22 protein-coding genes and 1 pseudogene are annotated in these 20,667 nt (G+C 41.7%); 19 read left to right on the top strand and 4 right to left on the bottom strand.

Annotation, left to right across the window (positions count from 1 at the left end; translation table 11 throughout):
- Positions 1-129 precede the first annotated feature (129 nt).
- The 19 genes and pseudogenes from ABKJ27_RS07910 (at position 130) to yidD (ending at position 16,729) form a co-directional block, all read left to right on the top strand.
- Entirely contained in the window at positions 130-2,109 is a 1,980-nt protein-coding gene (locus ABKJ27_RS07910; protein ID WP_261050938.1) for a peptide ABC transporter substrate-binding protein, read from the top strand.
- 66 nt (positions 2,110-2,175) lie between these two features.
- The gene (locus ABKJ27_RS07905) at positions 2,176-3,672 is read left to right on the top strand and encodes an ABC transporter permease (protein WP_150922884.1); all 1,497 of its coding nucleotides are present in this window, start codon (positions 2,176-2,178) and stop codon (positions 3,670-3,672) included.
- Positions 3,672-4,598 carry an oligopeptide ABC transporter permease OppC gene (gene oppC / locus ABKJ27_RS07900; protein ID WP_004255894.1) on the top strand — a complete coding sequence of 309 codons (927 nt, stop codon included), beginning with the start codon at positions 3,672-3,674 and terminating at the stop codon, positions 4,596-4,598. The genes ABKJ27_RS07905 and oppC overlap by 1 nt, the downstream gene beginning before the upstream one ends.
- A gap of 8 nt (positions 4,599-4,606) precedes the next feature.
- The gene (locus ABKJ27_RS07895) at positions 4,607-5,674 is read left to right on the top strand and encodes an ABC transporter ATP-binding protein (RefSeq protein WP_000159550.1); all 1,068 of its coding nucleotides are present in this window, start codon (positions 4,607-4,609) and stop codon (positions 5,672-5,674) included.
- 10 nt (positions 5,675-5,684) lie between these two features.
- Positions 5,685-6,611, top strand: a complete 927-nt coding sequence (locus ABKJ27_RS07890; RefSeq protein ID WP_001291284.1) for an ATP-binding cassette domain-containing protein — start codon at positions 5,685-5,687, stop codon at positions 6,609-6,611.
- A gap of 454 nt (positions 6,612-7,065) precedes the next feature.
- Positions 7,066-8,043 carry an ABC transporter substrate binding protein gene (locus ABKJ27_RS07885; RefSeq protein WP_410011645.1) on the top strand — a complete coding sequence of 326 codons (978 nt, stop codon included), beginning with the start codon at positions 7,066-7,068 and terminating at the stop codon, positions 8,041-8,043.
- A gap of 11 nt (positions 8,044-8,054) precedes the next feature.
- Entirely contained in the window at positions 8,055-8,948 is an 894-nt protein-coding gene (locus ABKJ27_RS07880) for an ABC transporter permease (protein ID WP_000011439.1), read from the top strand.
- A gap of 12 nt (positions 8,949-8,960) precedes the next feature.
- On the top strand, positions 8,961-9,764 hold the full coding sequence (locus ABKJ27_RS07875; RefSeq protein ID WP_125454633.1) for an ABC transporter ATP-binding protein: 804 nt from the start codon (positions 8,961-8,963) through the stop codon (positions 9,762-9,764).
- A gap of 69 nt (positions 9,765-9,833) precedes the next feature.
- A pseudogene (locus ABKJ27_RS07870) lies at positions 9,834-10,421 on the top strand (alpha-glucosidase C-terminal domain-containing protein); the annotation flags it as partial.
- A 141-nt stretch (positions 10,422-10,562) separates the two neighbouring features.
- The gene (locus tag ABKJ27_RS07865; RefSeq protein WP_000364990.1) at positions 10,563-10,811 is read left to right on the top strand and encodes a YneF family protein; all 249 of its coding nucleotides are present in this window, start codon (positions 10,563-10,565) and stop codon (positions 10,809-10,811) included.
- 202 nt (positions 10,812-11,013) lie between these two features.
- Positions 11,014-11,808 (top strand): glutamate racemase, encoded by a 795-nt coding sequence (gene racE / locus ABKJ27_RS07860; RefSeq protein ID WP_000370376.1) that lies wholly within the window; start codon positions 11,014-11,016, stop codon positions 11,806-11,808.
- The gene (locus tag ABKJ27_RS07855; RefSeq protein WP_000182403.1) at positions 11,805-12,776 is read left to right on the top strand and encodes a nucleoside-triphosphate diphosphatase; all 972 of its coding nucleotides are present in this window, start codon (positions 11,805-11,807) and stop codon (positions 12,774-12,776) included. The genes racE and ABKJ27_RS07855 overlap by 4 nt, the downstream gene beginning before the upstream one ends.
- A complete protein-coding gene (locus ABKJ27_RS07850; protein WP_001118952.1) occupies positions 12,752-13,273 on the top strand; it encodes a metallophosphoesterase in 522 nt (173 codons plus the stop codon). Before ABKJ27_RS07855 ends, ABKJ27_RS07850 begins: the two co-directional genes overlap by 25 nt.
- Positions 13,270-13,731, top strand: a complete 462-nt coding sequence (gene cbpB / locus ABKJ27_RS07845) for a cyclic-di-AMP-binding protein CbpB (RefSeq protein WP_000560720.1) — start codon at positions 13,270-13,272, stop codon at positions 13,729-13,731. The genes ABKJ27_RS07850 and cbpB overlap by 4 nt, the downstream gene beginning before the upstream one ends.
- Positions 13,728-14,462, top strand: coding sequence for a site-specific tyrosine recombinase XerD (gene xerD, locus ABKJ27_RS07840; protein WP_308300785.1), 735 nt, complete (start codon positions 13,728-13,730; stop codon positions 14,460-14,462). Before cbpB ends, xerD begins: the two co-directional genes overlap by 4 nt.
- A complete protein-coding gene (locus tag ABKJ27_RS07835) occupies positions 14,462-15,190 on the top strand; it encodes a segregation/condensation protein A (protein ID WP_020903099.1) in 729 nt (242 codons plus the stop codon). Before xerD ends, ABKJ27_RS07835 begins: the two co-directional genes overlap by 1 nt.
- An 18-nt stretch (positions 15,191-15,208) precedes the next feature.
- Complete coding sequence (gene scpB / locus ABKJ27_RS07830) at positions 15,209-15,778, top strand: SMC-Scp complex subunit ScpB (protein WP_410011644.1); 570 nt, start codon at positions 15,209-15,211, stop codon at positions 15,776-15,778.
- Complete coding sequence (locus ABKJ27_RS07825) at positions 15,765-16,487, top strand: pseudouridine synthase (RefSeq protein ID WP_001222228.1); 723 nt, start codon at positions 15,765-15,767, stop codon at positions 16,485-16,487. The genes scpB and ABKJ27_RS07825 overlap by 14 nt, the downstream gene beginning before the upstream one ends.
- Positions 16,487-16,729 carry a membrane protein insertion efficiency factor YidD gene (gene yidD / locus ABKJ27_RS07820; RefSeq protein WP_261081334.1) on the top strand — a complete coding sequence of 81 codons (243 nt, stop codon included), beginning with the start codon at positions 16,487-16,489 and terminating at the stop codon, positions 16,727-16,729. The genes ABKJ27_RS07825 and yidD overlap by 1 nt, the downstream gene beginning before the upstream one ends.
- A 116-nt stretch (positions 16,730-16,845) precedes the next feature.
- Here the strand turns inward: yidD and ABKJ27_RS07815 are convergent, their stop codons facing one another.
- The 4 genes from ABKJ27_RS07815 to ABKJ27_RS07800 form a co-directional block, all read right to left on the bottom strand.
- Positions 16,846-17,811, bottom strand: coding sequence for a siderophore ABC transporter substrate-binding protein (locus tag ABKJ27_RS07815; protein ID WP_410011642.1), 966 nt, complete (start codon positions 17,809-17,811; stop codon positions 16,846-16,848).
- Between the two features lie 95 nt (positions 17,812-17,906).
- Positions 17,907-18,659, bottom strand: coding sequence for an ABC transporter ATP-binding protein (locus ABKJ27_RS07810; RefSeq protein WP_023947107.1), 753 nt, complete (start codon positions 18,657-18,659; stop codon positions 17,907-17,909).
- Positions 18,656-19,612, bottom strand: coding sequence for an iron chelate uptake ABC transporter family permease subunit (locus ABKJ27_RS07805; RefSeq protein ID WP_261052490.1), 957 nt, complete (start codon positions 19,610-19,612; stop codon positions 18,656-18,658). The genes ABKJ27_RS07810 and ABKJ27_RS07805 overlap by 4 nt, the downstream gene beginning before the upstream one ends.
- Positions 19,602-20,561, bottom strand: coding sequence for an ABC transporter permease (locus tag ABKJ27_RS07800; protein ID WP_410011641.1), 960 nt, complete (start codon positions 20,559-20,561; stop codon positions 19,602-19,604). Before ABKJ27_RS07800 ends, ABKJ27_RS07805 begins: the two co-directional genes overlap by 11 nt.
- Between the last annotated feature and the right edge of the window lie 106 nt (positions 20,562-20,667).

Here is a 20,667-nt window from a genome sequence, read left to right as displayed (position 1 = left end):
GATTTTCAGTCAATAGCTTTTTCAGATTTTTTGTGTCAATAAGCCTAAATATTCTGAAAATTCGTTTACTTTTCTTGAAATCTATGATATAATTGATGATAACCTATACTTTATAAGAGGAGTAAATAAATGAAAAAAAGTAGAGTATTTGTTGCAGCAGGAGTTGCTTTGTTTGCGACGGGTGTGTTAGTGGCTTGTGGGAATTCAAAATCATCTGATTCGACAGCTCCAAAGACCTATGGCTATGTCTATTCAGCTGATCCAGAAACATTGGACTATCTTATCTCTGGAAAAGAGAGTACGAAAGTGGCTACTTCAAACGGGATCGATGGCCTCTTCACAAATGACAAATACGGGAATTTGACTCCTGCGGTTGCAGAAGACTGGTCTGTATCAAAAGACGGATTGACATATACCTACAAAATTCGTAAAGGTGTCAAATGGATGACATCCGATGGTGAAGAATATGCCGAAGTGACTGCTAAAGACTTCGTGAATGGATTGAAACATGCGGCAGATAAGAAATCAGAAGCTCTATATCTAGCTGAAACTTCTGTTAAAGGTTTATCTGATTATTTGGCTGGGAATTCAAAAGATTTCTCTACAGTAGGTGTTAAAGCGGTTGATGACTATACTCTTGAGTATACTTTGAACCAACCAGAACCTTACTGGAACTCTAAGATGGTTTATTCAATTTTCTGGCCATTAAACGAAGAATTTGAAAAATCAAAAGGCTCTGATTTTGCTAAAGCGACAGATCCTACATCATTGCTATATAATGGACCTTTCTTGCTTAAAGGTTTGACTGCTAAATCTTCTATCGAATTTGCTAAGAACGAGCAGTACTGGGATAAAGAGAATGTTCATTTAGATACAGCAACACTTGCATATTTTGATGGTTCGGACCAAGAATCACTTGAGCGTAACTTTACAAGTGGAGCTTATAGTTTTGCTCGTCTTTACCCAACAAGTTCAAACTTCTCAAAGGTAGAGGAGTCATACAAGGATAATATTTTCTACACTCCGTCAGGAGCTGGTATTGGAGGTTTAGGTGTAAATATCGATCGACAAAATTACAAATATACATCTAAAACGACAGATGAAGAGAAAACATCTACTAAGAAAGCTCTTCTTAACAAAGACTTCCGCCAAGCCTTGAACTTTGCCTTTGACCGTACAGGTTATTCTGCTCAAGTTAACGGTAAAGAAGGTGCTCCTCTCGCAGTTCGTAATTTATTTGTGAAACCAGACTTTGTGACTGCAGGCGAAAAAACTTTCGGTGACTTGGTTGCTGAAAAAGTTAAGACTTATGGAGATGAGTGGAAAGATGTAAACTTTGCTGATGGTCAAGACGGTCTCTTTAACGCTGACAAAGCTAAAGCAGAATTTGCTAAAGCTAAAACTGCTCTGGAAGCAGAAGGTGTGAAATTCCCTATCCACTTGGATGTTCCAGTAGACCAAACCTCTAAAAACTTTGTCGCACGGATTCAGTCGTTCAAACAATCAGTTGAAAAAGTTTTAGGCGAAGAAAATGTTGTCATCGATATTCAACAAATTTCTAAAGATGAATTCTTTAATGCGACTTATTATGCTGCTAATGCGGCAGCTGAGGATTGGGATCTTTCAGGTGCGGTTGGATGGAATCCTGACTATGAAGATCCATCAACTTACCTTGATATCCTTAAATCAACTAATAGTGAGCAAACGAAAACTTATATGGGGTATGATGACCCATCAAATGCAGCTGCAGCTAAAGTTGGTGTGAAAGATTACGATAAATTGCTTGATGAAGCTGGAAAAGAAACAAGTGATCTTAACAAACGTTATGAAAAATATGCTGCTGCTCAAGCTTGGTTGACAGACAGTTCACTCTTCTTACCAGCTATGTCTTCTAGTGGTGCTGCACCATTCATTTCTCGTGTTGTACCATTCTCAGCTTCTTATAGCCAATCTGGAGACAAAGGTTCAAATCTCTACTTCAAATATATTCAGTTACAAGACAAAGTTGTAACAAAGGCTGATTATGAACAAGCTCGTGAGAAATGGATTAAAGAGAAAAAAGAATCAAACGAAAAAGTTCAAAAAGAATTGGCAAGTCATGTGAAGTAAATAATTTTCAATAGAACTTTCTCTCCATGAGGAGAAGGTTCTTTTGGGATTTTTAAAGGAAATGATATGAAAAAATATATTTTTATGCGTGTTTTGCGGTCATTGGTTTCTATCTTCTTAGTAACAACCTTGACTTACACGATTATCTATACAATGGTTCCTCGAAAATTGATTTTCAAACAGGATACCAACTATAACAAGATTGCTACAACTGCTGATAAACGTGATAACTATGAGAATACCGTTTATGAGCGTATGGGCTATATCGAGTACTACGATACCAAAGAGTTGCAAGAAAAAGCTAGCCAGATGGATGCTTCTGTAACAGTTGAAGCCAATGATACCAACAAGGCTATCTATGAAAAATACATCAAACAAATCGGTCATGGTTGGACCCTGGGAGAATTTACTGAAAGTGGCCAATTCTACGCTACACGTGAAATTCCAATTTTTGAACGTGTGTTTAAATTCTATGCAAACTTGCTTGATATCGACCACACAAACAAGATTCAGGACCCAGAAAATCCAAATTTGGAGCGTTATTTGCGTTTTGAAAATGATCCCGCTATCGGCTGGTCTCTGGTAGGTTCAGGGACTAAACACAAGTACCTCTTGTACTTCAATAGTCAGTTCCCATTTGTTCACCAAAACTTTGTGAACTTGAATTTGGGTGATTCATATCCAACTTATGCTAATACTCCTGTGCTTCAAGTTATCACACAAGGACAAGGTCAAACTAAGACATCAGAAGTGCAATTCCCAACTGGTAAGAAAACATCTTCAGTTAATATCTACTCAAGAACCTACAAATCGCCTAGTCAGGCTGATTCTCGTGAAGTAGCTAACTATGGGAAAGATGACCCATATACTGCAACTGAAAGCAACTACCAATATCCTTCTATGATTGCTAGCTCTGCAATCGTTGGATTGATCGGTTTGGTGATTTCTTATGCGATTGCCGTGCCACTTGGTTCAGCTATGGCTCGCTTCAAGAACACTTGGATTGATAGCTTCTCAACAGGGGCTTTGACCTTCTTGATGGCTCTTCCAACCATTGCTTTGGTTTACATTGTTCGTTTGATTGGATCATCAATTGGTCTTCCAGATTCATTCCCTATCTTGGGTGCTGGAGATTGGCGTTCGTATGTTTTACCAGCAGTTATCCTTGGTTTATTGGGTGCTCCTGGTACCGCTATTTGGATTCGTCGTTACATGATTGACTTGCAATCACAGGACTTTGTTCGTTTTGCTCGTGCAAAAGGTTTGTCTGAAAAAGAAATTTCAAACAAACACATCTTTAAAAATGCCATGGTTCCGCTGGTTTCAGGGATTCCTGGTGCTGTTATCGGGGTTATCGGTGGTGCAACCCTTACTGAAACAGTCTTCGCCTTCCCAGGTATGGGTAAAATGTTGATTGACTCTGTAAAAGCATCTAATAACTCTATGGTCGTAGGTCTTGTCTTCATCTTTACATGTATTTCTATCTTCTCACTTCTTTTGGGAGATATTTGGATGACTATTATTGACCCACGTATTAAATTGACTGAGAAAGGAGGCAAATAATGTCTACAATCGATAAAGAAAAATTTCAGTTTGTAAAACGTGACGATTTTGCCTCTGAAGCCATTGATGCGCCAGCTTATTCATACTGGGGTTCAGTGTTTAGACAATTTATGAAGAAGAAATCAACTGTAGTCATGTTGGGAATCTTGGTAGCTATCATTTTGATGAGTTTCATCTACCCAATGTTTTCTAAGTTTGATTTCAATGATGTCAGCAAAGTAAACGACTTTAGTGCTCGTTATATCAAGCCAAATGCTGAGCATTGGTTCGGTACAGACAGTAACGGTAAATCTCTCTTTGACGGTGTCTGGTTCGGAGCTCGTAACTCTATCCTCATTTCTGTGATTGCGACAGTGATTAACTTGGTTATCGGTGTTTTTGTCGGTGGTATTTGGGGAATTTCAAAATCAGTTGACCGTGTGATGATGGAAGTTTATAATGTCATCTCAAACATCCCATCTCTTTTGATTGTCATTGTCTTGACTTACTCAATCGGAGCTGGATTCTGGAATCTGATTTTTGCTATGAGTGTGACTACTTGGATTGGTATTGCTTACTCAATTCGTATTCAGATCATGCGTTATCGTGACTTGGAGTATAACCTTGCTTCACGTACACTTGGAACACCAACCTTTAAGATTGTTGTAAAAAACATTATGCCACAATTGGTATCTGTTATCGTTACGACGACATCTCAAATGCTTCCAGCCTTTATCTCATACGAAGCTTTCCTTTCATTCTTTGGACTTGGATTGCCGATTACAGTTCCAAGTTTAGGTCGTTTGATTTCAGATTACTCTCAGAACGTAACGACAAATGCATACCTCTTCTGGATTCCATTGACAACTCTTGTCTTGGTATCCTTATCCCTTTTCGTAGTTGGTCAAAACTTAGCGGATGCTAGTGATCCACGTACACATAGATAGGAGTAGAAATGACAAAAGAAAAAAATGTAATTTTGACTGCTCGCGATATTGTCGTGGAATTTGACGTTCGTGACAAAGTATTGACAGCCATTCGCGGCGTTTCCCTTGAACTAGTTGAAGGAGAAGTATTAGCCTTGGTAGGTGAGTCAGGATCAGGAAAATCTGTTTTGACAAAGACTTTCACAGGTATGCTTGAAGAAAATGGTCGCATTGCCCAAGGTAGCATTGACTACCGTGGTCAAGATTTGACAGCTTTATCTTCTCACAAGGATTGGGAACAAATTCGTGGCGCTAAGATTGCGACTATCTTCCAAGATCCAATGACTAGTTTGGACCCAATTAAAACAATTGGTAGTCAGATTACAGAAGTTATTGTAAAACACCAAGGCAAAACAGCTAAAGAAGCGAAAGAATTGGCCATTGACTACATGAATAAGGTTGGGATTCCAGATGCAGATAGACGTTTTGATGAATACCCATTCCAATATTCTGGAGGAATGCGTCAACGTATCGTTATTGCGATTGCTCTTGCCTGCCGACCTGATGTCTTGATTTGTGATGAGCCAACGACTGCCTTGGATGTGACCATCCAAGCTCAGATTATTGATTTGTTGAAATCTTTACAAAACGAGTACCATTTCACAACAATCTTTATCACCCACGACCTTGGTGTGGTGGCAAGTATTGCAGATAAGGTAGCGGTTATGTATGCAGGAGAAATCGTTGAGTATGGAACTGTTGAGGAAGTCTTCTATGACCCTCGCCATCCATATACATGGAGTCTCTTGTCTAGCTTGCCTCAGCTTGCTGATGATAAAGGGGATCTTTACTCAATCCCAGGAACACCTCCGTCACTTTATACTGACCTGAAAGGGGATGCCTTTGCCTTGCGTTCTGACTATGCAATGCAAATTGACTTCGAACAAAAAGCTCCTCAATTCTCAGTATCAGAGACACATTGGGCTAAAACTTGGCTACTTCATGAGGATGCTCCAAAAGTAGAAAAACCAGCTGTGATTGCAAATCTCCATGATAAGATTCGTGAAAAAATGGGATTTGCCCATCTGGCTGACTAGGAGGAAGGAAATGTCTGAAAAATTAGTAGAAATCAAAGATTTAGAAATTTCCTTCGGTGAAGGAAGTAAGAAGTTTGTCGCAGTTAAAAATGCTAACTTCTTTATCAACAAGGGAGAAACTTTCTCGCTTGTAGGTGAGTCAGGTAGTGGGAAAACAACTATTGGTCGTGCCATCATCGGTCTTAATGATACAAGTAATGGGGATATCATTTTTGATGGTCAAAAGATTAATGGTAAGAAATCGCGTGAACAAGCTGCAGAATTGATTCGTCGTATCCAGATGATTTTTCAAGATCCTGCCGCAAGTTTGAATGAACGTGCGACTGTTGATTATATTATTTCTGAAGGTCTTTACAATCATCATCTGTTCAAGGATGAAGAAGAACGTAAAGAGAAAGTTAAAAATATTATCCGTGAAGTGGGGCTTCTTGCTGAGCACTTGACTCGTTACCCTCATGAATTCTCAGGTGGTCAACGTCAACGTATCGGTATTGCCCGTGCCTTGGTCATGCAACCAGACTTTGTTATTGCGGATGAGCCCATTTCAGCCTTGGACGTTTCTGTGCGTGCTCAAGTCTTGAACTTGCTCAAAAAATTCCAAAAAGAACTTGGTTTGACCTATCTCTTCATCGCCCATGACTTGTCTGTCGTTCGCTTTATTTCAGATCGTATCGCAGTTATTTACAAGGGTGTTATTGTAGAGGTTGCAGAAACAGAAGAATTGTTTAACAATCCAATCCACCCATATACTCAAGCCTTGCTTTCAGCGGTACCAATCCCAGATCCAATCTTGGAACGTAAGAAGGTCTTGAAGGTTTACGACCCAAGTCAACACGACTATGAGACTGATAAGCCATCTATGGTAGAAATCCGTCCAGGTCACTATGTTTGGGCTAACCAAGCCGAATTAGCGCGTTACCAACAAGGGTTAAACTAATAATGGTTTTATAATTTCCATATCAATTTTTATGGGAATTATAAACCTTTTTTTGTTGGACTGATTTGAAAAAATCTTTGAAAGTATCCTGAAAGAATTTTCGAAAAATTTTAAAAAATTCTGAAATATTCTTGACAGCTGATGAAAAAGGTGGTAAGATAGGAAACATCAAAAAAGAAAGCAGAAAAAGAAATGAATAAGAGACAAGCTGTAACGATGAATCAAAACTTTTACTTTAGCTACTTTAGATAGTGTTTGTAGACATGTCACCATGGATGCAAACAGTTCAAGCAATTTGTTTGTATCTATGTGGCTAAGATTTTTGATTGTGGTCCATATAGATGAATATCTAAATGGACTAGCTAAGTTGTAACTTGTTAGCTTATTTCAAGCATCCGTTTAGATATTATCTAGGCGGTTTTTTGTTTTATCTTTTCTGAGAAGGAGTTTCATTATGAAAGTTGTTCGAAAATTACTAGCCCCTCTCTTGGTAGTGGGGATTCTCTTGACCTCTCTGATTAGTTTGCATCAGTTGAAGGCAGATAAGAAAAAAGATGTGTTTCGTATCGGTATTTCGCAATTTATTACCCACCAGTCCTTAGACGCTACTAGAGAAGGGTTTGTGGATGAGCTTGCCAAGCAAGGCTATGCTGAAGGGAAAAATATCGAGATTGATTTGCAAAATGCACAGGGAGAACAACGAAACCTAAAAACGATTTCCCAGCAACTAGCAGAATCTAGTGATGTCGTTCTAGCTATCGCAACGCCTTCTGCTCAGAGCTTGGCTAATACAACACAAACGACACCGGTTATCTTTTCAGCTGTAACAGACCCTGTCAGTGCCAAGTTGGTAGAGTCAAGAGAGCATCCTGGGGGCAATGTAACTGGAACAAGTGATCAGTCATCAGATGCTATCTCAACCCAAATCAATTTGATAAAGAAAGTGTTGCCAAAAGCTAAAACAATTGGAATCCTCTATACTCAGAGCGAGCCAAACTCAGTTGTCCAAAAGGATGAAGCTAAGCGACTTCTGGAAGAAAAAGGCTTTACCGTTGTTGAAAAAACAATCTTGGACAGTAACAATGTCAAAGCGGCAGCAGAGAGTTTGATGGCAGAGGTGGATATGGTTTTTGTACCAACGGATAATATCATTTCATCAACCATGGAAACAGTCAAGCAGGTTTCTATTAAACACAAGGTTCCAGTATTTGGTGGTTCAACAGAAATGATTGCTGTTGGTGGCTTGTATAACTACGGAACCAATTATGAAGAATTGGGACGTCAGACAGCAAGAATGCTGGTTCGTGTCTTAAAAGGTGAGAAGCCAGAAAATATAGCAGTTGAGTTGCCTGAAAAACTGGAATTGCATACAAATCAAGAAATAGCAGATGCACTAGGAATTGATATTAGTAAGTTGGAAAGCAAGGAATAGGGAGGTTTAAGATGAGTTTTGTATTATCTAGTTTATCAGAAGGTTTGTTGTGGTCGATTATGGCCATTGGAGTTTACTTGACTTTCCGTATTTTGGATATTGCGGATATGACTGCTGAAGGAGCCTTTCCTTTGGGGGCAGCTGTCGTTGTATCGCAGATACAGGCAGGGACAAATCCTTGGATTGCGACCTTACTTGCTTTGCTGGCAGGTATGGTAGCTGGTCTTGTATCAGGAATGCTCCACACCAAGATGAAAATCCCAGCTCTCTTGACAGGGATTGTGACCTTGACAGGGCTTTATTCAATCAATATTAAAATCATGGGCAGTGTGCCCAACCTTTCCTTGGGAGATTCTTCAACTGTCTTTAAACAATTGGCGAGCTTGGGGCTGACAAATGAAGAAGCTGTTTTCTCATTCAGTTTGGCCTGTCTCCTACTTGTTTGTTTGGTCTTGACTCTTTTGATGAAAACGGAGATTGGATTGGTCTTGCGTTCGACTGGGGACAATATTCCGATGAGTGAGGCTAATGGGGTCAATGTAGACACCATGAAGATTGTTGGTTACATGATTTCAAATGGTTTGATTGCCCTGTGTGGTTCCTTGTTCGCTCAAAATGATGGATTTTCAGACGTAACCTCTGGGACAGGAACCATCGTTGTTGGTTTGAGTGCAGTTATTATTGCAGAAGTTTTGATACACGACTTGACCATTGGAGGTCGCTTGTTATCTATCGGAATCGGTGCCATTGTTTACCGTTTGATTATTTTAAATATCTATGAAATTCCAAATCTAGATCAAAACCTGGTACGTCTCTTTAATGCAATCTTGCTAGCCTTAGTGTTATTTGCACCAGAACTGCAAAAGAGATTAAAGATTCGTGGTTTGAAACTGAGAAATGAATAGGAGGAGAAAGTTATGGCAAGTTTGTTAACACTTGAAAATATTCACAAAACCTTTGAAGCAGGGACGGTCAATGAGAACCATGTCCTCAAAGGATTAGACTTAGAGGTTGAAGAGGGAGATTTTATCTCTGTGATTGGTGGAAATGGAGCAGGGAAATCCACTTTGATGAATATCTTGGCTGGCAATCTATCGGTGGATGAAGGGGACCTTTTATTGGCAGGCAAATCCATTAAAAATCTTAGTGTAAGAAAGAGAGCCAAGGATATTGCCCGTGTTTTTCAAGATCCTAAGATGGGAACAGCTTCTCGTTTGACGATTGAGGAGAATATGGCTATTGCCTTGAGACGTGGGCAGAAGAGAGGGCTTGGTTGGGGCGTGAAGGAGAAGGAGAGAATCCAGTTCCAAGAGGCCTTGAAAGAGTTGAATATTGGCCTTGAAAATCGCTTGAAAGTGGATACCCAATACCTTTCAGGAGGACAAAGACAGGCCTTGACCCTAGTCATGGCAGCTCTGGTAAAACCCAAACTTTTGCTTTTGGATGAACATACTGCGGCACTTGACCCGAAAACTAGTCAAATGGTGATGGATTTGACGCAAAAGATTGTGGAACACCATCAGTTGACGACTTTGATGATTACCCACGATATGAACCATGCGATTGAGTACGGAAATCGTCTCATTATGCTCTATCAAGGCAAGATAGTGGTGGATGTCAAGGGAGAGGAGAAAAAGCATCTGACAGTTGAAGATCTCATGCATCTCTTCCAGAAAAATAGTGGTCAAAGTCTAGTCAGTGATGAATTGGTTTTGGGATAAAGAAAAAGGCTGAGATCTAGTGTCTCAGTCTTTTATTTCTTACGTTTTGCAAAATCTACAAATAGAAATTCTCGTGGAACACCTTATATTTATATGGGGGAGGAAATCGGAATGATTGACCCAGACTATGATTCGATGGCTGATTATGTGGATGTCGAATCGATCAATGCTTATCAGATGCTCTTAGAGGAAGGGAAGAGTCAGGAAGAAGCCTTCCTGATTATTCAGGCTAAGTCGCGTGATAATTCACGAATTCCCATGCAGTGGGATTCTTCGGAAAATGCAGGATTTACAGTAGGCACACCTTGGCTCAAGGCAGGAAAATCCTACCCTCACATCAATGTAGAAAATGAAATCCAAGGCCCGATTTTCACCTTCTACCAAGACTTGATTCGACTTCGTAAAGAAATGCCTATCATATCAGAAGGAAGTTACAAACCAGTCTTTGAAGATAGCAAACAAGTCTATACTTTTGAACGCCAGTATGAGGATCAAAAGTTACTAGTACTCAATAATTTTTATGCCACAGAAGTGGAAATCGATTTACCCGCAGCCTACCAAAATAGACAGATTTTGCTTTCAAACTATGAAGATGCAGAAGTGTCTGAAAAAATTCTACTCAAACCTTACCAGACACTGGCTATCTATGTAAATTAAACTTAGTAAGGAGCCCTCTTTCGCATAAAAGCAGGGTTCTTTTTGCTGTCTATTCCATCTCTGAAAGCGTAAAACAAACTGGTCAGGGTGGCTATTTTGTGGTATAATGAAAGAGACTCAAAAAGAAACAGGAGAAAAATGATGGATTTACTTTTAGCAATTGTATTGATTGTGCTAGCTTTTCTAGGAGGAGCTCTTGGAGGAATGTACTTGGTTCGTAAGCAAATTGAAAAAGAATTCGCTGACAACCCACGTTTGAATGCTGAAGCAGTTCGTACTCTTTTGAGTGCAAATGGTCAAAAACCAAGCGAAGCTAAGGTACAACAAGTTTACCACCAAATCATCCGCCAACAAAAAGCAGCCCTTGCTAACAATAAAAAGAAAAAATAAATAAGGAAAAGTCTGGGATGAAAATTCCAGACTTCTCACTATGTTGGCTATGGTTTAGGGGTGAGACTTTTTCCTTGCATTCTATTGATATTTGATTATGATTAAGAGAGATGGTTATTGATTAGGCTGTCATTATTCAGTTCATAAGGAACGGTAATCATAATGAACTATCAATCAGAAAAAAGACTAGAAAGAAGACTGTATGGATAATCGACCAATTGGTTTTTTGGATTCGGGTGTCGGGGGCTTGACCGTTGTGCGCGAGCTCATGCGCCAGCTTCCCCATGAAGAAATCGTCTATATTGGAGATTCGGCGCGGGCGCCCTATGGTCCCCGTCCTGCTGAGCAAATTCGTGAATATACTTGGCAGTTGGTCAACTTTCTCTTGACCAAGGATGTCAAAATGATTGTCATTGCTTGTAACACTGCGACTGCGGTCGTCTGGGAAGAAATTAAGGCTCAACTAGACATTCCCGTCCTAGGTGTGATTTTGCCAGGAGCTTCGGCAGCTATCAAGTCCAGTCAAGGTGGGAAAATCGGAGTGATTGGAACTCCCATGACGGTACAATCTGATATTTACCGTCAGAAAATCCATGATTTGGATCCGGACTTACAGGTGGAGAGTTTGGCCTGTCCCAAGTTTGCTCCCTTGGTGGAGTCTGGTGCTCTGTCAACCAGTGTCACCAAGAAAGTGGTCTATGAAACCCTGCGTCCCTTGGTTGGAAAGGTGGATAGCCTGATTTTGGGTTGTACCCATTATCCACTGCTCAGACCCATTATTCAAAATGTCATGGGACCCAAGGTTCAGCTCATTGATAGTGGGGCAGAGTGCGTACGGGACATCTCAGTCTTACTCAATTATTTTGAAATCAATCGTGGTCGCGATGCTGGACCACTTCATCACCGTTTTTACACAACAGCCAGCAGCCAAAGTTTTGCACAAATTGGTGAAGAATGGCTGGAAAAAGAGATTCATGTGGAGCATGTAGAATTATGACAAATAAAATTTATGAATACAAGGATGACCAGGACTGGTATGTCGGGTCCTATGCTATTTTTGGTGGCGTCCGGACGTTGACTGATGAAGACTTGGATTTCCCTCTGGTTGGATTGGCCAAAATCTTTCGAGACGAGGAACGAGGTTTCCCGATTTCAGTTGCTGTTTTACGCTATGGTTCTCGCTACCGTTTATTGTCTTTTGTGGTAGATATCCTCAACCAAGAAATGGGACGTAACTTGGAAGTCATTCAACGTCAAGGGGCCCTGCTCTTGGTTGAAAATGGGCAACTCTTGTATGTGGAATTGCCTAAAGAAGGGGTCAATGTTCACGACTTCTTTGAGACAAACAAGGTTAGAGAAACCTTGTTGATTGCGACTCGTAACGAGGGCAAGACCAAGGAATTTCGAGCTATCTTTGACAAGTTAGGATACGATGTGGAAAATCTTAATGACTATCCTGACTTACCTGAAGTAGCAGAAACAGGCATGACCTTCGAAGAAAACGCCCGCCTCAAGGCAGAAACTATTTCTCAATTAACGGGCAAGATGGTTTTGGCAGATGACTCAGGTCTCAAAGTCGATGTCCTTGGTGGCTTGCCAGGTGTCTGGTCAGCTCGTTTCGCAGGTGTGGGAGCTACTGACCGTGAAAACAATGCCAAACTCTTGCACGAATTGGCCATGGTCTTTGAACTCAAGGACCGCTCGGCTCAATTCCATACAACCCTAGTCGTGGCCAGTCCAAACAAGGAAAGCTTGGTTGTTGAAGCAGACTGGCCAGGCTACATTAACTTTGAACCTAAGGGTGAAAATGGATTTGGTTACGATCCTCTCTTCCTGGTAGGAGAGACAGGCAAGTCCTCAGCTGAATTAACCCTTGAAGAAAAAAATAGTCAATCTCACCGTGCCTTAGCCGTTAAGAAACTTTTGGAGGTATTTCCATCATGGCAAAGCAAACCATCATTGTAATGAGCGATTCTCATGGCGATAGCTTGATTGTGGAAGAAATCCGTGATCGCTATGTAGGCAAAGTTGATGCCGTTTTTCATAACGGCGATTCTGAACTGCGTCCTGATTCTCCCCTTTGGGAAGGCATCCGTGTTGTTAAAGGGAATATGGACTTCTATGCAGGTTACCCAGAACGTTTGGTGACTGAGCTTGGTTCGACCAAGATTATCCAAACACATGGTCACTTGTTTGACATTAATTTCAATTTTCAAAAGTTGGACTACTGGGCTCAGGAGGAAGAGGCCGATATCTGCCTCTATGGTCACTTGCATGTGCCAAGTGCTTGGATGGAAGGCAAGACTCTTTTTCTAAATCCAGGTTCCATCAGTCAACCACGTGGGACCATCAGAGAATGTCTCTATGCTCGTGTGGAGATTGATGACAGTTATTTCAAAGTGGACTTTTTGACACGAGACCATGAGGTGTATCCGGGCTTGTCCAAGGAGTTTAGCCGATGATTGCCAAGGAGTTTGAGACTTTCTTGTTGGGGCAAGAAGAAACTTTTTTGACTCCTGCTAAAAATCTAGCTGTGTTGATTGATACTCACAATGCGGATCATGCGACACTCTTGCTTAGTCAGATGACCTATACCCGTGTTCCTGTTGTGACAGATGAAAAACACTTTGTTGGAACTATTGGGCTCAGAGATATTATGGCTTATCAGATGGAGCATGATTTGAGTCAAGAAATCATGGCAGATACGGATATCGTTCATATGACGAGAACGGACGTAGCGGTCGTCTCGCCTGATTTTACTATTACGGAGGTCTTGCACAAGCTGGTAGATGAGTCCTTCTTGCCGGTTGTGGATGCGTCAGGAATTTTCCAAGGGATTATCACGCGCAAGTCTATCCTCAAGGCTGTCAATGCCCTCTTGCATGACTTTAGTAAGGAATATGAGATTCGATGCAAATGAGAGAGAGGATTTCAGACTTTTTAGAGGGAAAGCAGGGTTTGTCTGCCAATTCCAAGCAGTCCTATAAGTATGATTTGGAGCAATTTTTAGACATTGTAGGAGAGCGGATTTCTGAGACCAGTCTCAAGATTTACCAAGCCCAGCTAGCCAATCTAAAAAACAGCGCCCAGAAGCGAAAGATTTCAGCCTGTAACCAATTTCTCTACTTTCTCTATCAAAAAGGAGAAGTGGATAGCTTTTATCGTTTGGAATTAGCCAAACAAGCTGAAAAGAAGACGGCAAAGCCAGAACTGTTAAACCTAGACTCTTTTTGGCAAGAAAGTGACTATTCAGAGGGTCGCTTGCTAGCTCTCTTAATCCTAGAAATGGGACTCTTGCCGAGTGAGATTTTAGCCCTCAAGGTTGCGGACGTCAATCTGGACTTTCAGGTGTTGCGAATCAAGAAGGCTTCCCAACAGAGGATTGTCACCATTCCTACAACCTTGCTTTCAGAGTTGGAACCTTTGATGGGCCAGACCTATATCTTTGAAAGGGGAGGGAAATCCTATTCTCGTCAGTGGGCCTTTCGCCAGCTAGAGTCCTTTGTCAAGGAGAAAGGTTTTCCAGCACTATCAGCCCAAGCCCTACGGGAACAGTTCATTCTAAGACAAATAGAAAAGAAGGTCGATTTGTACGAAATTGCAAAAAAATTAGGATTAAAAACAGTCCTGACCTTAGAAAAATATAGATAATGGATATTAAATTAAAAGATTTTGAAGGGCCCCTGGACTTGCTCTTGCACCTGGTTTCTAAGTACCAGATGGATATCTACGATGTGCCCATTACGGAAGTCATTGAACAGTATCTAGCCTATGTTTCAACCCTGCAGGCCATGCGTCTAGAAGTGACGGGCGAGTACATGGTTATGGCCAGCCAGCTCATGCTGATCAAGAGCCGCAAACTCCTTCCAAAGGTAGCAGAAGTGACCGACTTGGAGGACGATCTAGAGCAGGATCTTCTTTCCCAAATCGAAGAATACCGCAAGTTCAAGCTCTTGGGGGAGCACTTAGAAGCCAAGCACCAAGATCGGGCCCAGTATTATTCCAAAGCGCCGACAGAGTTGATTTACGAAGATGCGGAGCTTGTGCATGACAAGACGACCATTGACCTCTTTTTGGCTTTTTCAAATATCCTAGCCAAGAAAAAAGAGGAGTTTGCACAGAATCACACGACTATCTTGCGGGATGAGTATAAGATTGAGGACATGATGGTCATCGTAAAAGAGTCCTTGACTGGACGAGATCAATTGCGCTTGCAGGATTTGTTTAAGGAAGCCCAGAATCTCCAAGAGGTCATCACCCTCTTTTTGGCAACCCTAGAGTTAATCAAAACCCAGGAGCTGATTCTTGTGCAAGAGGAAAGTTTCGGAGATATTTATCTCATGGAAAAGAAGGAAGAAAGTCAAGTGGCCCAAAGCTAGACTTGATAGAGAGGAAAGATGAGTACTTTAGCAAAAATAGAAGCGCTCTTGTTTGTAGCGGGTGAAGATGGGATTCGGGTCCGCCAGTTAGCTGAACTCCTCTCTCTGCCACCGACAGGCATCCAGCAGAGTTTAGAAAAATTAGCTCAGAAGTATGATAACGACTCAGATTCCAGTTTGGCTCTGATTGAGACAGGGGGCGCTTATAGATTGGTGACCAAGCCTCAATTTGCAGAGATTTTGAAGGAATACTCTAAGGCACCTATCAACCAGAGTTTATCTCGGGCTGCCCTTGAGACCTTGTCCATCATTGCCTACAAGCAGCCCATCACACGGATAGAAATTGATGCCATCCGTGGGGTCAACTCGAGTGGGGCCTTGGCAAAGTTGCAGGCCTTTGACTTGATACGAGAAGACGGGAAAAAAGAAGTGTTGGGTCGCCCCAACCTCTATGTTACTACAGATTATTTCCTAGATTACATGGGGATAAATCATTTGGAAGAATTGCCAGTGATTGATGAGCTTGAGATTCAAGCCCAAGAAAGTCAATTATTTGGTGAAAGGATAGAAGAAGATGAGAATCAATAAGTATATTGCCCACGCAGGTGTGGCCAGTAGGAGAAAAGCAGAAGAGTTGATCAAGCAAGGCTTGGTGACGGTTAACGGCCAAGTGGTACGTGAACTAGCAACGACCATCAAGTCAGGCGACAAGGTCGAAGTTGAAGGTCAACCTATCTACAACGAAGAAAAGGTCTACTATCTGCTTAACAAACCACGCGGTGTCATTTCCAGTGTGACAGATGACAAGGGCCGCAAGACGGTTGTCGACCTCTTGCCCAACGTGAAAGAGCGCATCTACCCTGTAGGTCGTTTAGACTGGGACACATCAGGTGTTTTGATTTTGACTAATGACGGGGATTTTACGGATGAAATGATTCACCCTCGTAATGAGATTGACAAGGTTTATGTCGCGCGTGTTAAAGGTGTGGCCAATAAGGATAATCTCCGCCCCTTGACCCGTGGACTGGAGATTGATGGTAAGAAAACCAAGCCGGCTGTCTATGAGATTCTCAAAGTGGATCCAGTCAAAAACCGCTCTGTGGTGCAGTTGACCATCCATGAAGGGCGTAACCACCAGGTTAAAAAGATGTTTGAAGCTGTCGGTCTTCAAGTAGATAAGTTGTCTCGTACACGTTTTGGACACCTAGACTTGACAGGACTCCGTCCAGGTGAATCCCGTCGTCTTAATAAAAAAGAAATCAGCCAACTACACACCATGGCTGTAACCAAGAAATAATGAAACGAATTTTAATAGCGCCTGTGCGCTTTTACCAACGTTTTATCTCGCCAGCCTTTCCACCCTCTTGTCGCTTTGAGCCGACTTGTTCCAACTACATGATTCAGGCTATTGAAAAACATGGCTTCAAGGGTGTTTTGATGGGCTTGGCTCGGATTTTACGTTGCCATCCCTGGTCGAAAACAGGTAAGGACCACGTCCCAGACCATTTTTCCCTTAAACGGAATCAAGAAGAAAAATGAGGCTAGGTAAAAATATTTTAGTGAAATGATAAAAACGCATCCTATCAGGTTTGAGTGAGCTTGATAGGATGCGTTTTATCATGTCAAAATTTTACTTAAATTGAGTTTGAAGTTGCTTATTTCAAGCCTTTTTGTGCGTCTTCAATCATGAGTTTGGTTGATTCAAGTCCGCCTCCGCTTAGATACCAGAGGTCTGGTGTTAGTTGGATAATCTTACCATTTTTAGCGGCAGGTGTTTCAGCGATGAGGGCATTTTCTAGAACACCGTCGTTGCTAGAGTTGTCCCCACCGATGGCAAGGGTACGGTTGATGACAAAGAGGATGTCAGGATTGATTTCTTTAACACTTTCAAAGCTGACTTCTTGTCCGTGGCGTGAGTCTTCAAAGTGAGTATCAGTTGGCTTGAATTTCAAAGTTTGATACAAGAAAGAGAAACGAGATTGGGCACCAAAGGCAGCCATTTTTCCTTCATTGAGGAGGATGGCAAGGGCTTTTTTATCAGAGCTTTCATTTTTAGAAGCGACTTCTTGGATGTTCTTGTCTAGCTTGGCCAATTCTTCCTTGGCTTTCTGTGTACCAGTTTCACCGAAGGCGCTTGCTAGGGATTCGATATTAGCCTTGGTAGAAGTCCAGTAGTCATCTTTGCCTGCTTGGAAGAGAACAGTCGGAGCGATTTCGTTGAACTTATCTACGAATTTTTGGGTACGTGGTGAAGCGATAATTAGGTCTGGTTCAAGAGCAGCAAGGGCTTCTAGGTCTGGTTCAACCATAGAACCAACATTTTTAACTTTTCCAGCTAGGTCTTTAAGATAAGTCGGAACAGTTTTTATAGGCATTCCGACGATATTCTTTTCAAAACCTAAAGCGCGAATAGTATCCGCAGCACCGAGGTCAAAGGTCACAATCTTTTCAGGGATTTTTGAAAGTGTGACTACACCTAGTGAACTTTTAATGGTTACCTCTGTTGGAGCAGAGCTACTTGACTCCGTCGTACTAGTGCTTGAGTTTGTACTACATGCACCAAGTAGGAGCAAGAAACTAGCCACTAGGGCAGTGAGATAAAATTTAAGGGATGTTTTCATGATTTCTCCTTTTTAAAATGTGATAACGATTTAGGGAGTCTCTAGGTTTTATTGACTAAGAGACTGAAGGTTCTCTAACTTGAGCTTCTATGTTACTAGCTATAGATACAGATCTTTTTGCCATTGATATCAGCCAGCGTGATGGGAATCTCGTAAAGTTGACTGAGCAGGTCAGCCTGCATGATTTGATTTGTGTTTCCCTTGCTAAAGACTTGACCGTCCTTGAAGGCAACAATTTCATCCGCATACTGACTGGCCATGTTGATATCGTGGAGGACGATGATAATGGTCTTGCCGAGTTCCTCCACTAGTCGTCGAAGAATCTGCATCATGCTGACGCTTTGCTTGATATCGAGATTGTTGAGCGGTTCGTCCAGCAAGATAAAGTCTGTATCCTGGGCAAGTACCATGGCGATAAAGACACGCTGGAGTTGTCCACCAGACAGACTATCGATGTAGCGGTCTTTTAAGTTGGTCAGTTCCAGATAATCCATAGTTTCTTGGATTTTTTCCCAGTCTTCTGCTCTCAGGTGTCCTCTACTATAGGGAAAACGTCCAAAACTGACCAGTTCTTCAACCGTCAATTTGGCTTGGTAATTGATTTTCTGCTTTAGGATGGTCAGTTCTTGGGCTAGTTCTTGCGAATTCCAACTCTCGATTTCACGACCTTTGATACTGAGAATTCCCTGATCCTTCTTGGTCAATCTGCTCATGATGGAGAGGAGAGTTGATTTTCCAGCACCATTTGGACCAATAAAGGCAGTCAGTTTCTGAGGGCTGACTTCAAGCGTAATACCTTGCAAAATATCCTGTTTTTGAATGGATTTGCCAATGTTTTCCAGTTTCACTGACGCGCCCTCCTGTAGAGTAAGATAAAGAATAGGAGCCCCCCTACACTCTCGATGATCATGCTGATGCGAATTTCCAGCGCAAAGACTCGTTCAATCAAGGCTTGCCCCAAGGTTAAGCTAATAAATCCAACCAGAATGGCTACGATAAAGAGTAACTTGTGCCGATAGTCTTTGACAATCAGGTAGGTGAGGTTGGCTAGCATAAAGCCGAAGAAGGCCATAGGACCTACCAAGGCAGTAGCCGTTGAAGTCAAAAGCACGATACCCCAGAGGAGTTCTCTCTGTTCTTTTTCAACATTGAGCCCCAATATCTGAGCAGTTTCTCTTTGCAGGTGCAAGACATCGAGAATGACTGCTTTTTGAAAGAAAAAGATTGTCAAAGCGAGGATGATTAGAGAACCGATGGCTAGGATGGAAGTGTTGAGATGTTGAAAGGAAGCAAAGAGACTGTTTTGCAGTTTATCGTATTCATTTGGATCCATCAGGACTTGGAGGAAGGTACTGATATTTCGAAAGAGACTTCCGAGGGCTAGACAGATCAACAGAATGAAGACAAGGTCTTGCTTCATTAGTGTCTTCAAGTAGCCTTGTAAGGCAAGGAAGAAGAGGGATTGGACAAGAAGTAAAACTAGGAATTCTAAGATAGGAGACTTGTCAAGTTGAAGAAACTTGCTTTCAAAAACCAGTAGCAGAGTTTGTAGTAGGACGTAGAAGGATTCGATTCCCAAAATACTAGGAGTCAGGAAACGATTTTCCGTCAGGGTTTGAAAACTAATGGTCGAAATCCCAGTCGCGATAGCTACCAAGAGATAAACGACAATTTTTTGGGAACGCAATTTCCAAGCAAAGGCTGACAAGTGAGTGATGGGCCAAAAGTAGAGAAGACAAGCTCCGATGGCGAGAATAATGAGAAGGCAGAAGAGTTTGGTATGTTTGCTTTTAAACTGCATCTTTTCGTCCCCCTCTCCATAGAAGTAGGATAAAGACGAGGCTACCAATGATTCCTAGTAGAAGACTGACAGACAACTCATAGGGTCGAATCAGAACTCGGGATAGGATATCGCAAGCCAGAACTAGATTGGCTCCAACCAGTGCGACGATAAGTTTGGTCTGACTTAGATTATCTCCATAACGCTTGCGAACAAGATTGGGAACAATAACTCCGAGAAAAGGTAAGCCACCCACGGTAATCATGGTGACACTAGTCGTTAGAGCAACCAGAAAGAGAGCCAGTTTTTCAAGTAGGGAGTAAGAAATCCCCAAACTCTCACTGGCTTCCTTGCCCAGATTCATGATGGTAAAAGTTTGGGATAATTTCCAAACGGCTATCAGGATGATGAGGCCTAAAAAGAGCCATTCATACTGATGATTCTGAATCATGGAGAAGGAGCCTTGGGTCCAAGCTGTCATACTCTGAACCAGATTGAAACGATAGGCGATAACTTCTGTCACAGAACCGATAATTCCACTATAGATGATCCCAATCAGAGGCAACATCCACCTTTCCTTTACAGAGAAAATAGTCATAAAGGCTAGGAAGAAGAGAGTAAATATGATGGATGAAACAAAAGCGAAGAGCATCTTTTGTGTCAGACTAGCCGACGGAAAGACAAAGAGGCTCAATACCATTCCTAGTTTGGCAGCTTCAGTGGTTCCAACTGTACTCGGTGCAGCAAACTGATTTTGAGTGATGGTCTGCATGAGGAGTCCTGCCATGCTCATACTAGAGGCTGCCAGGAGAATACTGATGGTTCTAGGGAGACGTGACTCCTGAAATAGAAGCCAAGTTTCATGGTCCAGAGCAAAAAGTTTTCCCCATGAAAAATCACTGGTCCCAATGCTAATAGAGAGAAAGGCTAGGAGTAGAAGTAAGCCAATTAAATAATGAGAAAGTTTCATACCCCGTCCTTTCATGTAGATTTGATATCGAAAGATACCTGCGGATATTACTGTAACACGATTTCTTTAATCTGTCAATAAATTTTCTGACAATTTAATGAATAAA

The sequence above is a fragment of the Streptococcus sp. KHUD_011 genome (assembly GCF_046352925.1).
GTDB lineage: Bacteria > Bacillota > Bacilli > Lactobacillales > Streptococcaceae > Streptococcus.
This window is presented reverse-complemented; position numbering and strand designations above follow the sequence as displayed.

What these genes read in the sequence shown, in the direction of transcription:
- ABKJ27_RS07910 (WP_261050938.1), top strand. Translation starts at nt 130, where the DNA reads ATGAAAAAAAGTAGAGTATTTGTTGCAGCAGGAGTTGCTTTGTTTGCG.
- ABKJ27_RS07875 (WP_125454633.1), top strand. Translation starts at nt 8,961, where the DNA reads ATGGCAAGTTTGTTAACACTTGAAAATATTCACAAAACCTTTGAAGCA.
- racE (WP_000370376.1), top strand. Translation starts at nt 11,014, where the DNA reads ATGGATAATCGACCAATTGGTTTTTTGGATTCGGGTGTCGGGGGCTTG.
- ABKJ27_RS07825 (WP_001222228.1), top strand. Translation starts at nt 15,765, where the DNA reads ATGAGAATCAATAAGTATATTGCCCACGCAGGTGTGGCCAGTAGGAGA.
- ABKJ27_RS07815 (WP_410011642.1), bottom strand. Translation starts at nt 17,811, where the DNA reads ATGAAAACATCCCTTAAATTTTATCTCACTGCCCTAGTGGCTAGTTTC.
- ABKJ27_RS07880 (WP_000011439.1), top strand. Translation starts at nt 8,055, where the DNA reads ATGAGTTTTGTATTATCTAGTTTATCAGAAGGTTTGTTGTGGTCGATT.
- scpB (WP_410011644.1), top strand. Translation starts at nt 15,209, where the DNA reads ATGAGTACTTTAGCAAAAATAGAAGCGCTCTTGTTTGTAGCGGGTGAA.
- ABKJ27_RS07855 (WP_000182403.1), top strand. Translation starts at nt 11,805, where the DNA reads ATGACAAATAAAATTTATGAATACAAGGATGACCAGGACTGGTATGTC.
- oppC (WP_004255894.1), top strand. Translation starts at nt 3,672, where the DNA reads ATGTCTACAATCGATAAAGAAAAATTTCAGTTTGTAAAACGTGACGAT.
- cbpB (WP_000560720.1), top strand. Translation starts at nt 13,270, where the DNA reads ATGATTGCCAAGGAGTTTGAGACTTTCTTGTTGGGGCAAGAAGAAACT.
- ABKJ27_RS07890 (WP_001291284.1), top strand. Translation starts at nt 5,685, where the DNA reads ATGTCTGAAAAATTAGTAGAAATCAAAGATTTAGAAATTTCCTTCGGT.
- ABKJ27_RS07905 (WP_150922884.1), top strand. Translation starts at nt 2,176, where the DNA reads ATGAAAAAATATATTTTTATGCGTGTTTTGCGGTCATTGGTTTCTATC.
- ABKJ27_RS07865 (WP_000364990.1), top strand. Translation starts at nt 10,563, where the DNA reads ATGGATTTACTTTTAGCAATTGTATTGATTGTGCTAGCTTTTCTAGGA.
- ABKJ27_RS07895 (WP_000159550.1), top strand. Translation starts at nt 4,607, where the DNA reads ATGACAAAAGAAAAAAATGTAATTTTGACTGCTCGCGATATTGTCGTG.
- xerD (WP_308300785.1), top strand. Translation starts at nt 13,728, where the DNA reads ATGAGAGAGAGGATTTCAGACTTTTTAGAGGGAAAGCAGGGTTTGTCT.
- ABKJ27_RS07805 (WP_261052490.1), bottom strand. Translation starts at nt 19,612, where the DNA reads ATGCAGTTTAAAAGCAAACATACCAAACTCTTCTGCCTTCTCATTATT.
- yidD (WP_261081334.1), top strand. Translation starts at nt 16,487, where the DNA reads ATGAAACGAATTTTAATAGCGCCTGTGCGCTTTTACCAACGTTTTATC.
- ABKJ27_RS07800 (WP_410011641.1), bottom strand. Translation starts at nt 20,561, where the DNA reads ATGAAACTTTCTCATTATTTAATTGGCTTACTTCTACTCCTAGCCTTT.
- ABKJ27_RS07850 (WP_001118952.1), top strand. Translation starts at nt 12,752, where the DNA reads ATGGCAAAGCAAACCATCATTGTAATGAGCGATTCTCATGGCGATAGC.
- ABKJ27_RS07885 (WP_410011645.1), top strand. Translation starts at nt 7,066, where the DNA reads ATGAAAGTTGTTCGAAAATTACTAGCCCCTCTCTTGGTAGTGGGGATT.
- ABKJ27_RS07835 (WP_020903099.1), top strand. Translation starts at nt 14,462, where the DNA reads ATGGATATTAAATTAAAAGATTTTGAAGGGCCCCTGGACTTGCTCTTG.